Annotated in this window: 10 protein-coding genes; 3 read left to right on the top strand and 7 right to left on the bottom strand. The window is 70.0% G+C overall.

Annotation, left to right across the window (positions count from 1 at the left end; all coding sequences use genetic code 11):
- Positions 1-28 precede the first annotated feature (28 nt).
- Positions 29-1,060 carry a heat-inducible transcriptional repressor HrcA gene (gene hrcA, locus A9X05_RS26190; RefSeq protein ID WP_067785044.1) on the bottom strand — a complete coding sequence of 344 codons (1,032 nt, stop codon included), beginning with the start codon at positions 1,058-1,060 and terminating at the stop codon, positions 29-31.
- 206 nt (positions 1,061-1,266) lie between these two features.
- Between hrcA and A9X05_RS26185 the strand changes: the two genes are divergently transcribed.
- The 3 genes from A9X05_RS26185 to A9X05_RS26175 all read left to right on the top strand — a co-directional run bounded on the left by A9X05_RS26185 (position 1,267) and on the right by A9X05_RS26175 (position 3,116).
- On the top strand, positions 1,267-1,581 hold the full coding sequence (locus A9X05_RS26185) for a type II toxin-antitoxin system VapB family antitoxin (RefSeq protein WP_067748401.1): 315 nt from the start codon (positions 1,267-1,269) through the stop codon (positions 1,579-1,581).
- 63 nt (positions 1,582-1,644) lie between these two features.
- Positions 1,645-2,244, top strand: a complete 600-nt coding sequence (locus A9X05_RS26180; protein ID WP_067748399.1) for a carboxymuconolactone decarboxylase family protein — start codon at positions 1,645-1,647, stop codon at positions 2,242-2,244.
- Positions 2,241-3,116, top strand: a complete 876-nt coding sequence (locus tag A9X05_RS26175; protein ID WP_067785043.1) for a sigma-70 family RNA polymerase sigma factor — start codon at positions 2,241-2,243, stop codon at positions 3,114-3,116. The genes A9X05_RS26180 and A9X05_RS26175 overlap by 4 nt, the downstream gene beginning before the upstream one ends.
- Here A9X05_RS26175 and A9X05_RS26170 read toward each other — a convergent pair.
- The 6 genes from A9X05_RS26170 to A9X05_RS26145 all read right to left on the bottom strand — a co-directional run.
- Positions 3,110-3,613 carry a hypothetical protein gene (locus A9X05_RS26170; RefSeq protein WP_067748395.1) on the bottom strand — a complete coding sequence of 168 codons (504 nt, stop codon included), beginning with the start codon at positions 3,611-3,613 and terminating at the stop codon, positions 3,110-3,112. The genes A9X05_RS26175 and A9X05_RS26170 overlap by 7 nt on opposite strands.
- Positions 3,614-3,790: 177 nt before the next feature.
- Entirely contained in the window at positions 3,791-4,306 is a 516-nt protein-coding gene (locus A9X05_RS26165) for a hypothetical protein (protein ID WP_067748393.1), read from the bottom strand.
- Positions 4,307-4,474: 168 nt separating this feature from the next.
- Complete coding sequence (locus A9X05_RS26160; RefSeq protein WP_067748391.1) at positions 4,475-4,693, bottom strand: MbtH family protein; 219 nt, start codon at positions 4,691-4,693, stop codon at positions 4,475-4,477.
- The gene (gene mbtG, locus A9X05_RS26155; RefSeq protein WP_067748388.1) at positions 4,671-5,966 is read right to left on the bottom strand and encodes an NADPH-dependent L-lysine N(6)-monooxygenase MbtG; all 1,296 of its coding nucleotides are present in this window, start codon (positions 5,964-5,966) and stop codon (positions 4,671-4,673) included. The genes A9X05_RS26160 and mbtG overlap by 23 nt, the downstream gene beginning before the upstream one ends.
- Positions 5,963-10,372: a non-ribosomal peptide synthetase gene (locus A9X05_RS26150; RefSeq protein ID WP_067785042.1), complete on the bottom strand. Its 4,410-nt coding sequence runs from the start codon at positions 10,370-10,372 to the stop codon at positions 5,963-5,965. Before A9X05_RS26150 ends, mbtG begins: the two co-directional genes overlap by 4 nt.
- Positions 10,369-12,183, bottom strand: a 1,815-nt coding sequence (locus A9X05_RS26145) for a non-ribosomal peptide synthetase (protein ID WP_156737004.1), incomplete at its 5' end; no start/stop codon positions are given. The genes A9X05_RS26150 and A9X05_RS26145, both read right to left, overlap by 4 nt.

Here is a 12,183-nt window from a genome sequence, read left to right as displayed (position 1 = left end):
CGCGCCTGCGCGTGCCGCGGGTGCGCGTTCATCGAGCACCCAGGACTTCGCCGATATAGAGGGCAACCGCGGCGACGCTGGCGATAGTTCCCGGATAGTCCATCCGGGTGGGCCCCAGCACACCCATTCCGCCGAACACGGTGTCGGAGGTGCCGTAGGCGGTGGTCACCATCGAAGTGCCCGCCATCTGCTCGGCGGCCGTCTCATGGCCGATACGCACCGTCACCTTACCGGCTTCCTGCTGGGCCGCCAGCAACCGCAGCACCACCACCTGCTCCTCGAGGGCCTCGAGGATCGAGCGCAGCGAGCCGCCGAAATCGGCGGCGTTGCGCGTCAGGTTGGCGGTCCCGCCCATCAGCAAGCGTTCTTCGGTGTGTTCCACCAACGACTCCAGCAACACGGTCGCCGAGCGGCCGACGGCGTCGCCCAGGCCGTCCGGGGCACGGAGCTGACCGGCCAGGTCGGCCACCGCGATCGAGGCGGCCGAAAGCTTCTTGCCGATCAACGCCTGGCCGAGCATCTCGCGGAGCTGGCACAGCTGGTGGTCGTCGATGACGTCGCCGAGTTCGACGATGCGCTGGTCCACCCGACCGGTGTCGGTGATGACCACCATCAGCAGGCGGGCCGGCGTCAGCGCGATCACTTCGAGGTGGCGCACGGTGGACGACGTCAGCGTCGGGTACTGCACCACGGCGACCTGGCGGGTCAGTTGGGCCAGCAGTCGCACCGCCCGGCGCAGCACGTCGTCCAGGTCGACGCCGGACTCCAGGAAGCTCAGGATCGCGCTGCGCTCGGCGGAGGACAACGGCTTGACGTCGTGGAGCCGGTCGACGAACTCGCGGTAGCCCTTCTCGGTCGGCACGCGCCCGGAGCTGGTGTGCGGCTGGGTGATGTACCCCTCGGCCTCCAGAACCGCCATGTCGTTGCGCACGGTGGCGGACGAGACGCCCAGGTTATGACGCTCCACCAGCGTCTTGGAACCGATGGGCTCCTTGGTGGCAACGAAATCGGCGACGATGGCACGCAACACCTCGAAACGCCGATCGTCGGCACTTCCCACTCGTTGTCACCTCCCTGCACCGCGCTGACCGGGTCCATTTTACGGGTCTCGAGCCGCGCCAACGGTTACCAGCGGGCCGTCGGCGGCGGGCAGTCGGCGGCACCCGCAACGATTACCGACGCTTCGGCGCTGGCGACCCTTCGTCCGGTTAGCCTTTCCAGCATGAACCGGTCCGGTGATCGCGACGCGTCGGGGAAGATCGGGCGATGATTTTCAAGGGCGTGCGCGACGGCAAGCCATACCCCGAGCATGGGCTGTCCTACCGGGATTGGGCCCAGATTCCGCCGCAGCAGATCCGGCTCGACGAATTGGTCACCACGACCACGGTGCTCGCCCTGGACCGCCTGCTGTCGGAGGACTCCACGTTCTACGGCGACCTGTTTCCGCACGCGGTGCGGTGGAAGGGCGTCACCTATCTCGAAGACGGCCTGCACCGGGCGGTCCGCGCGGCTCTGCGGAACCGCACGGTGCTGCACGCGCGGATCTTCGACATGGACATGGCGCCGGGGCCGCCGCGGTAGCCGGTCACGTTTGCGCACCGCCGGGTGTCGACTTGGTGAGGACGACATTCAAGGAGGACCGCCATGCCTCGGCTGCAAGGAGTCTCGGACCGTGACGCCGGTCTGGGCGCCAAGATCGCCTTCTTCTTCACCAAACGCAAGCTGGCCCAGATGACCGGGCTCGAAACGGCCGGGATGCTGGAACCGCTGCGGATGTACGCGCACATCCCCCGGCTGCTCAACGCGTACGGCAGGCTCGAGCAGGCCGAGTCGAAGCTGGACATCCTGCGCCCCCGCGACCGTGCGCTCGCGGAACTCAAGGCGGCGACGACGGTGCACTGCGAGTACTGCATCGACCTGGGTTCGCAGATCGCCCGCCGGTGGGGCATCACCGACGAGGAACTGCTCGCGATGGCCGATTATCGGAACGCCGCGTGCTTCTCCGACGTCGACAAGCTGATCCTCGAGTACGCCACCGCGATCAGCCGCACCCCCGTCGAGGTCAGCGACGAGCTTTTCGATGCGCTGCGCGGGCATTTCGACACCGCCCAACTCGTCGGGCTCACCCACGTCATCACGCTGGGCAACCTGCGGGCCCGCTTCAACCTCGCGCTCGGTATCGGCTCGTCCGGCTTCTCGGGCGACCGGGTCTGCGCCCTGCCGGAAACCCACGGTGACACGTGACCGTCGCTGCGTCGGTGACGGCGCGTTTCGAGGCGGCGCGGCCGCAGCTGGGCGCCATCGCCTACCGCATGCTGGGCTCGATCGACGACGCCCAGGACGCCGTGCAGGAGGCGTGGCTGCGGCTGAGCGGAAGCCACGCCGACGGGATCGCCAATCTGGACGCCTGGCTGACCACCGTGGTGGCCCGCATCTGTTTGAACATGCTCCGCGACCGCCGGGCCCGCGGACGGGAGGACCTGGCCGCCGTCCTGCCGGACCCGATCGTGGAAGCCGACGGCGAGTTCGACCCCGAACACCGGGCGATGCTCGCCGACGCGGTCGGGCTGGCGTTGTTCGTGGTGCTGGATACGTTGCCGCCCGAGCAGCGCCTGGCGTTTGTGCTGCACGACGCGTTCGCCGTGCCGTTCGACCAGATCGCGCCCATCGTCGGCCGCACGCCGGAGGCCACCCGCAAGCTGGCCAGCCGGGCGCGCCGGCGGATCGAACAGGCCGACCCGTCCCCCGACGGCGACGCGACCGCCCAGCGGGAGGCCGTCGACGCGTTCTTCGCGGCGGGCCGCAGCGGCGACTTCGACCGCCTGGTCGCGGTGCTGGATCCCGAGGTGGTGCTGCGCGGGGACTTCGGCCGCGGCACCCCCGGCTTCCGCGCCGAGGGTGCACCCACCGTGGCCAAGCTGGCCCGCAGCTATGCGGGCCCGGACCGCGAGGTGCGCGCCGCGACAGTCAACGGGGCGGCCGGCGCGGTGATCTTCGTCGCCGGGCAGGCGACGGCGATCATGGGATTCGTCGTGCGCGACGGCCTGATCGCCTCGATCGACGTGCTGGCCGACCCCGTCCGCATCGCGCGGTTAGACCTGCGCGCCGATCACTGACCGGCGGCTTGCAGCAACTCCATCGCCGACGCCCGCGACAACACCCAGCCGCCCTGGTTGACGAACGTGACGTTCTGCGTGACCGGTGACGTCAGCTTCGGGCCGGAGACCGCGACGTCAGCCGTGGCCGAGCCGGCCGCGGCCGGCTGGATGTTCGTGACACCGAACGACAGGGGCAGGTCGCCGTTCTTGGCCGCCTTCTGCAGCTTCTTGTCGGCGACGTGCGCCTCGATGCCACTGATGCCGCCCTGAACCAGGTTGCTCTTGCTGGCGAACGAGACGCTCGGGTCGGCCAGGCTGTTCAGCACGCCGGTCAGCTGATCGGCGGTCGGCAGGTCGGCGGCCGCAACCGGAGCCGGATCCTGCGGTAACGGCGCACCGATCGCTGCGAGCCGCACCTGGTCCATCGAAGGCGCGATGGAGACCGCGCCGGCGGCCGCACCCCCGATGACGGCGAATGCTGCCGCGCTGGTGGCGAGCAACTTGACGGTTTTCATGGTTCCCCCTTCGACGGGCGCGCCTGGTGAAACGGATCCACGCATCTGGCGTGGTGTCAACGCGCCTGCTACTCCTGTTGATTCGCCTGGCGGCATGGCTACGTTACGGCCACGCCATGTGAAGACAACAGGCGGAACCTGTGCCCCAGCTGTGTGGCGGCCCAGAATTGCGGCCGGCTAGTTGGTCGCGGTCGCGGCCTGGATCAGGGCGATGGCGGCGTCGTGCTGCAGGACCCAGTTGCCGCCCTGATTGACGAACACCAGGTGCTTTTCCACCGGCCCGGCGAACTTCGGACCCGAGATCGCCACGTCGGCCTGGGCCATGTTCGGGCCGGCCGGCGCGATGTTCGTCACGGCGAAGGTCTCCGGAAAGTTGCCGTTGCGGTAGGCCTTTCGCAGATCGTGATCGGCAACGTGGCCCTCGTCGGGGGTGATGCCGTTCTCCACCAGGTTGTTCTTGGTGGTGTACGAGACGCCCGGATTGGTCGCCTGGTCGCACAGGGTCGACAACTGCTCCGCGGTCGGAAGAGCGCCCGGGGCCGGCGGCGGCGGTGGCGGGTCCTGCGGGAGCGGCGCGCCGAGCGCGGCCAACCGCACCTGATCCATCGGTGCCGCGACGAAAACGCCACCGGCGGCTCCCCCTAAGACGGCGAACGCCGCCACGCCGGTGGCAATACTCTTCATGGTTTTCACGGTTCCCCCTTCGATACGCATGCACCATGGCGGGATCTCAGCGATCTTGTCCCCCACACGGTTCCGCGTGACCACGGTTAGTAGGTGTAAGTGTGCCTGGTGTGACCGGCGATTGTGTCTCGGGCCGGTCACGGTACGGCGACGCTACGGCCGCGCACCGCCCGCCCGTTACGAGCGTCGCTCGATCGATTCCCGGAGACTCTTCGGCCGGATGTCGGTCCAGTTCTGCTCGATGTAGTCGAGGCACTCCGCGCGGCTCGCCTCGCCGTAGACCACGCGCCACCCCGCCGGCTTGTCGGCGAAGCTCGGCCACAGGCTGTGTTGATCCTCGTCGTTGACGAGGACGAAGAAGGTGCCGTTCTCGTCATCGAAGGGGTTGATGCTCATCGCGTCTCCTTGTCGTGTGCTGGGGCGGGCCCACCGAACCCACCGTGGATCCCAATACCCGGTCTGACAACAATCCCAAGCAGCTGAGGTTGGGAAATCCCGGCCCCTGCGTCAGACCGGAGAGGTTGGGCAGGAACAACTTGGGTGCGACGTCGGTGACGGCCAGGTCGTGGCCGATCGCCTCCTGCAGGCTGTCGGCGGTCAGCGGTCCGCCCAGGCCGAGCTCCAACAGGTCCAGCACGTCCTGGCCGAACAACGACGTGAACCACAGCGAGTCGGCGCCAGAACCGTCGATGACGAGGTCGAAACCGTGCACCGTCTCGAGGTTCTCGCTGCCGCGGTTGGTGGACAGGGTCAGTCGGATCTGCCCGTCGCGGCCCACCGCGTGGGCCACCCGGCCCCGCAGATGGCGGATGCGGTCGTCGGCCAGCAGGGCCTCCTGCACGTTCGCCGAGAAGACCCCGCGGTCGGTGCGGGCCAGCGCGTCGCGGCGTTCGGCCAGCGTCAGCGCGCTCCAATCGGTGGGGTCGGAGAACAGCGAGTTCTCGAAGAAGCTCTCCCCGCGGGTGAACAGCGTCACCTGCGGCGAGATGACGGTGATGGTTGAAACCCGGTGCCGGAACAGCTCGTTGAGCATCGACGCCGCGGTCTCGCCGCCGCCGATCACCGCCACGCGCTCGGCGCTGATCCGGTCGTGACCCGCGGCGCGGTCCCAGAACTGGGCGATCGACAGCATGCGCGGATTGCCGGGCAGCAAGGATTTCTCGGCCTGACCGGGCCCGGTGATCATCAGGGCGTCGGCTTGCACGGTCGTCTCGTGGGTGTGCAGCGTCCACTGGTCCCCGCTCACGGCCAGCCGTTCCACCTCACCGTGCACCACGTTGAGGCCGATCCGGTCGGCCACCCAGCCCAGGTATTGGCTCCACTTGCGATGGGTCGGCGCCGGGCGGCCGCGGTCGATCCACTCGGCGAACGACGCCGTGGCGATCAAATAGGACTGCCAGCTATAGCGGGTCATCCGCTCGTCGAGTTCGGCGTTGCGGCGGGGCACCAGTGCCGAGCGGTAGGGGAACCCGACATCCTTCTCCGGGCTGGTGCCCAGCCGGTGCGCGCCGTCGGTCCAGCCGCCGCTCGCCTGCCAGTTCGCCGCCACGCCGATACGTTCGACGGCGATCACCTCGGGGGCGTCGACACCCATGTCCCGCAGCACGGAAGCCTTGGCCGCGACGGCGACCGCCTTGGCTCCCGCGCCGAGGATCGCAAGTGTGCTCATGGGGCCATCTCCCGTAGCGATTCGATCCAAAGATGTTGCAGCTCGGCGACATCGGCGTCACTGAGAATGTCGGGCAGCGTGCGCCACTGCGCGGCCAGCACCCGCTGCCCGTCGAAGGTGAGCATGGCGGCCACGATGGTGAGCTCGTGGCGGACCGCGAGATCGGGTTCGGGCTGTGGCGACACCCCGGCCAGCAGCTCCCGCTCCAGCGTCAACGCGGTGCCGCCGTGGGCATGGGCGGCTCCGATGTAGTTCAGCAGCAGTTGCGGCCGGCGCAGCGGGGCGAGTCGCTCGGCGGTGTCGGTGCGCAGGTAGCGCAGCAACCCGTAGTCCAGCCCATCGCCCGGGATCGTCGCCAGCAGCTCCCCCGCGCCTCGTGGGCCCGTCGACGTCACCCGAATCGGGTAGATGGAGCTCAACAGCCCGACGGTGTCGCCGGTATCGATGCTGCGCGTGCCCGTGCCGTCGACGAGACCGTCGGCGCGCCCGTGTGTTTCGAGCGCCAGCAGGGGCGGTGGCGTGGCCTGGTCGCGCGAGCGCCGCCACCGCGTCACCGTCGCCGCCGTGGCGGCGATCAACAGGTGGGGCATCGGCAGGCCCGAGCCCAGTAACCGGCGGGTGAGGTCGGCGTCGGTGGCGATCATGCGGACGTCCAGATCGCGGGCGCGGTCGCGACGCGGATCGACCCGCCGGGCGCCGAGGTCGGGATCGTCGCCGTCGGACTGGGCGGCCCAGAACTGCACGGTGTCCAGTCGGTGAGCGCGCTCGATGAGGGCGGCGGCCCAGCGCCGGTAGCTGGTGTGTTCGCGGATCGGCGCGGGCGCACGCCCGGTGGTCAAAGCCGTTAGGGCGGAGTCCAATTCGCCGAGGACGACCCGCCAGGACGCCGGGTCCATCGCAAGGACATGGGCGGCCAGCAGCAGGACGCTCGGCCCGGCCGGGGGCCGAAGCCATACCGCGGCCAGCATCGTCCCCCGCTCCGGGTCGAGGCGGTCGACGGCCCCGGCCGCGTAGGCGGGGATCACCGCTCGCAGATCGTCGGAGGTCGCAACCTCGTCGATGAGTCCGGTGTGGGTGTCCGGTGCCGAAACCAGGGTCATGGCGGCCCGGTCCAGGCGGGAGCGCAGCACCTCGTGGGCGTTCACGATGCCGGCCAGCGCGGCGTCCAGTTGTTCGCGGGTGACGTTGTCGGGCAGCCGGATGGCCTCGGTCTGCGCCAGGCGGCGCGGCTCACCGAATTCGTAGAGCCATCGTCCGTTGGGCAACACCGGCATGGGTCCGGTGTCCTCTTCGGCATCGCTTGCGGCAGAGTACGTTTCGGAGTCGATCGCCTCCGCTAATTCGCGGATGTTGGCGCACTCGAGGACGAGCCTGGCGCGCAGGGCAATTCCCCGCGCCCGGGTCGCCTGGACCACCGACAGGGCCGTGATGCTGTCCAAACCCAGCTGCAGGAAATCCGCGGAGACGTCGACTCGCGGCTGGTGGAGCAGCTCCGAAAGCACTTCGGCCAGTGCGGCTTCGGTCGGCGTTGCGGGGGCGGCCTCGGCGGGATCCGGCTCGTTGGCGTCGAAGGCGCTGAGCGCGGCCTCGTCCAGCTTGCCGTTGACCGTCAAGGGGATCTCGTCGACCGCGAGGATGCGCTGAGGGATCATGTAGCGCGGCAACCGGGTGCCGAGCATCGTACGTAGCTCGGCCGCCGTCGGCGGCCGGGGCGCCGCTTCGGCGACGACCACGTAGGCCGTCAGCAGCGCGACCCCATGGCGCCGGCGCACCACGACCCCCGCTCGCCGGACGGCGGGATGCGATTCGAGCGCGGCCGCGATCTCGCCCGGCTCGACGCGGTAGCCGCGGATCTTGACCTGAGCGTCGGCGCGGCCCACGTATACCAGCGAGCCGTCGGGGGCCCGACGCACCAAATCGCCAGTGCGGTACATGCGTTCGCCGGTCGCGAACGGGTCGGCGACGAACCGCTGCCCGGTTTGGGCGGCGCGGCCCAGATAACCGCGGGCCAGCTGGGCGCCGGCGAGATACAGCTCGCCCGTCACGCCGCCCGGAACCGGTCGCAGCGCGGAGTCCAGCACGTAGCCGCGCGTGTACGCGGTCGGCCGCCCGATCGACGGGTCGTCATGCTCGGCGATGGCGGCGACCACCGCCTCGACCGTCGTTTCGGTGGGGCCATAGCAGTTGTGGGCCGCCATGCCGGTGCGCGCGCACTCGGCGCGGATGAGGTTCCAGTCGGGCTTGCCGAGCGCTTCCCCGCCCAGGGCCAGCACCGCCAGCGGCACCGTGCTCAGCAAACCGCATGCCGCGAGTTGGGCAAACATCGACGGGGTGGTGTCGATCATGTCGATGCGGTGCTCGGCGATCGCCTCGACCAGCGCCTCGGCATCGGTCTGCGTGTGCTCGTCGACGACGTGCACGGCGTGACCGTCGAGCAGCGCGACCAACGGCTGCCAGGCGGCGTCGAACGCGAACGACCACGCGTGCGCGATGCGCAGCGGCCGGCCCAGCCGGTCGGCCGCCGGGCGCAGCACGTTGTCCAGGTGGTCGTCGGCGTATGCGCTTACGGCTGCGTGAGTTCCGATGACTCCCTTGGGTTCTCCGGTGGTACCCGACGTGAAGACGACGTAGGCGGCTTGCCCGGGCGACACTTCGACCGGGTGGAAGCCCGCGCCCGGCGGTTCGCCGGCCAGCGGCGACTCCTCGTCGAGCACGATCGCGGCGCCGGATTGACGCAGGATCGATTCCACCCGTTCCGGGGGTGTTGTCGGCTCCATGGGCACGCACATGCCGCCGGCCTTGAGCACGGCCAGCATCGCGACGATGTAGTGCGGTCCCCGGGAAAGCCGAATGGCCACCGGGCTTTCGGGCCGCACGCCGCGGTCCGCGAGGCGGGCGGCCAGGCCGTTGGCGAGGGCGTCCAGTTCGCGGTAGCTCATCGTGCCGCCCGCCCAGCTGATCGCGAGGTTGTCCGGGGTCTTGGCGACGACGTCGGCGAACCTCGTGTGGATGCCGACCGCAGACGGGGCGGGCGGGGCCGCGGCGCGCGGCGGGGCCGCCTCGTCGTCGAAGAGAACGCTCACCTGGCGCAGCGGCCGGTCCCAATCCCGCAGCAGCCGTTCGGCGGCGGTCAGCACCCGCCGGCCGAAGGTCGCGGCGGGAATGGCGCCCAGCGCACCGTCGATCACTTCGACCAGCACCACCAGTTCGCCGCCTTCGATGTGCGCGGCGACGGTGATCGGGAAATGTGACAGGGTTTGCAGGGTGGACGGCCGGAATGTCGCACCGCCTGCGGTCAATTCGACGCCCGCGGCCAGTCCGTCCAGGGGGAAGTTCTCGTAGACCAGCAGGGTGTCGAACATCTCCCCGACGCCGCCGAGCGCGCGCAGTTGGGCGTGCCCGAGGTAGCCGTGCTCACGCAGCAACGCGGCGTCACGCTGCACCGCGCGACATTGCTCGCCGACGCTTGCGGCCGGGTCGAGCCGCACCCGCATGGGAACGGTGTTGATGAACAGCCCGATCATGGTCTCCACGCCGGTCAGTTCGGGCGGCCGGCCGGAGATGGTGACCCCGAAGACCACGTCGTGGGTGTCGGTCAGCCTGGACAACACTAGCGCCCACGCCATTTGCATCAGCGTGTTGACGGTGATCCCGCGCGATCGCGTCCCGTCGACCAGTCGGGCGGTCGCCGCGCCCGGCAGCCGCAGTTCGGTGGTGCGGGGCAACCCGGCGCGCCGGTCCTCGCCCGAGCCGAGCGCCGCCGACAGCAGGGTGGGGCCCGGAAGGCCGGCCAGGTGCTCCCGCCAGACCCGTTGACCGGCTTGCAGATCGCGGCCGGCCAGCCAGCCGATGTAGTCGCGGTAGGGCCGCGGTGTGGCGGGCAACGCGGACACGTCCCCGCCGGCCCGATACAGAGTCATCATCTCGTTGACGAACACCGGCATCGACCAGCCGTCGATCACGATGTGGTGGGCGGTGAGCACCAAACGCCATCGAGAGCAAGGCAATTCGATGAGCAGGAAGCGGATGGCCGGCCCGCGCTCCAGATCGAACGGGCGCCGGCGTTCACCGGTCTCCAGCGCCTGCACATCCTCGGGCGCCGCGGCGACGGTGCGCCACGGCAGGTCGACCCTGGACGGCACGATCTGGACCGGGTGGGCGATCCCTCGGCTGAAGAAGCTGGCCCGCAGATTGGGGTGCCGCCTCAACATCTTTGTCGCGCAATCACGTAGCAGCGCGACGTCGAGCGCACCGGAGATGTCGGCGGCCATGCCGATCACGTACGGGTCGTCGGCGTCGCCGTCGGCGAATTCGGCGAGCGTGGTCAGCGAATACAAGCCCTCCTGCAGCGGGCTCAGTGCCATCACGTCCTCGATGTCGGGCGCGACATCCTTGGTGGCCGTCATGGCGTACCGTCGCGCGACGACCAGAGCTGCGTCACCGCAACCAAGTCGTCGGCCGAAAGGCCGGACGTGCTCATCGGCTCGAACCGGTCGTCGGCGTGCTCGGTGTCGTTCTGCCCGTCGAGAGCGGCCGCCAGCTGCTGCACCGTCGGGTTCTCGAAGATCATCCGCGGGCTGACCCCCAGGCCGGCGGCCCGTGCGCGCGCGGCGAGCTGCACCGACAGGATGCTGTCCCCACCCAGCGCGAAGAAGTCGTCGAAGCGGCCAACCTCGGGCGTCGACAGCAGCTCGGCGAACACCTTGGCCAGCGCACGTTCGGTGTCGGTGCGTGACGGCTCCGTTTGTCCGCTGGTGGTGACGGACGGCCGCGGCAGCCCGGGCCGATTCAGCTTGCCCGACTCGGTCTTGGGTAGCGCGTCCAGGACGGTCAACGACGACGGGATCATATAGCCGGGCAGCGTCGCGCCGATGGCGGCGCGCACCTCCGATGCGAACGAGGCCTTCTGCGCGTCGTCGACCATTGGCCGTTGCGGCACAACGTATCCGGCCAGGGAGGTGCCGCCGTTCACCTCCCAGGTGCGTGCGGCGGCGGCGGCGACCCCGTCGACCGCCGCCAGCGCAGCCTCGACCTCGGCCAGCTCCACCCGGAAACCGCGCACCTGGACCTGGTGGTCGGTCCGTCCGACGAATTCCAGTTGGCCGTCCTCGGTCCAGCGGGCGAGGTCGCCACTGCGGTACAGACGTGAACCCGGTTCGAGTGCAAAGGGATCGGCGACGAACCGGGTGGCGGTCAGCCCTGGGCGTTTCCAGTAGCCCCGCGCCAGTTGATCGCCGGCGTAATACAGTTCGCCCACGACGCCGACCGGCACCGCCCGCAGCCCGTCGTCGAGCAGGTAGGCGGCCGCCCCGGGAACCGGCTTGCCCACGAGCGGATTCGGCGGTGCCAGCCGCCCGCGGGATACCGCGCCGGACGTCTCGGTGGAGCCGATGTTGTTCAACAGCTCGATCTCCGCGCCGCCGCACACGGCCACCAGCCGTCGTAGCAGCGACGCGCTCACCGGTTCCCCGCCGCACACCAGTCTGGACAGCCCCCGCACCGCGTCGGGCCGGCTGTCCACCAGTGCGGAGACCAGGCTGGGCACCGCCGTCACCTGCGCGACCCCGTGCCGACTCATCAAGTCGCCGAGGGCTTCCGGGTCGCGGTGCTCGGCATCGTCGGCGAGGATCATCGTCGCCCCCGCCGCCAGGCCGGCCAGCATCTCCATGCCACCCTCGAGGAACGTGATCGAGGCCTGCGCCAGCCGCACGTCCTCCGTCCTGGGCGGGTAGTGCCGCAGCTGCCAGTCCAGCCGGGCCGCCATCGACCGATGGGTGCCCAGCGCGCCTTTCGGCTTGCCCGTGGATCCGGACGTGAAGACCAGGAACATCGGGTCGTCGGGGTGCGGCGGCGGCAGTTCCCGCCGAGCGGCATCTCCGTTCTCCAGCGCGGCCCGCACCTGCGCGTCGTCGAGCGAAATGACGGCCACGCCCGCTACGTCGGGGATGGTGTCCGCCGCTTCGGCCGTGGCCAGCACCACCGGCGGCCGCACGTCGTCGAGCATGAACTGCTTGCGCGCCCGCGGATAGCCCGGATCGATGGGGAAGTAACCGCCGCCCGCCTTCATGATGGCCACCAGCGCCACCACCAGGTCGATGCCGCGCCGCATCGACAGCCCGACCAACGACCCCGGCCCGACACCGCGCGCGGCAAGCAACGCCGCCAGGCGGTCCGAAAGGCGGTGCAGCGCTGGGTAATCGAGCTGCCGATCGCCGCA

This window comes from Mycobacterium sp. E3298 (assembly GCF_001666895.1).
Lineage (GTDB): Bacteria > Actinomycetota > Actinomycetes > Mycobacteriales > Mycobacteriaceae > Mycobacterium.
Note: the sequence above shows the minus strand (reverse complement) of the source record. Positions and strands in the feature narration are given on the sequence as shown.

Coding starts and splice junctions, on each gene's coding strand:
- A9X05_RS26185 (WP_067748401.1), top strand. CDS start 1,267: ATGATTTTCAAGGGCGTGCGCGACGGCAAGCCATACCCCGAGCATGGG.
- A9X05_RS26180 (WP_067748399.1), top strand. CDS start 1,645: ATGCCTCGGCTGCAAGGAGTCTCGGACCGTGACGCCGGTCTGGGCGCC.
- A9X05_RS26170 (WP_067748395.1), bottom strand. CDS start 3,613: ATGAAAACCGTCAAGTTGCTCGCCACCAGCGCGGCAGCATTCGCCGTC.
- A9X05_RS26160 (WP_067748391.1), bottom strand. CDS start 4,693: ATGAGCATCAACCCCTTCGATGACGAGAACGGCACCTTCTTCGTCCTC.
- mbtG (WP_067748388.1), bottom strand. CDS start 5,966: ATGAGCACACTTGCGATCCTCGGCGCGGGAGCCAAGGCGGTCGCCGTC.
- A9X05_RS26150 (WP_067785042.1), bottom strand. CDS start 10,372: ATGACGGCCACCAAGGATGTCGCGCCCGACATCGAGGACGTGATGGCA.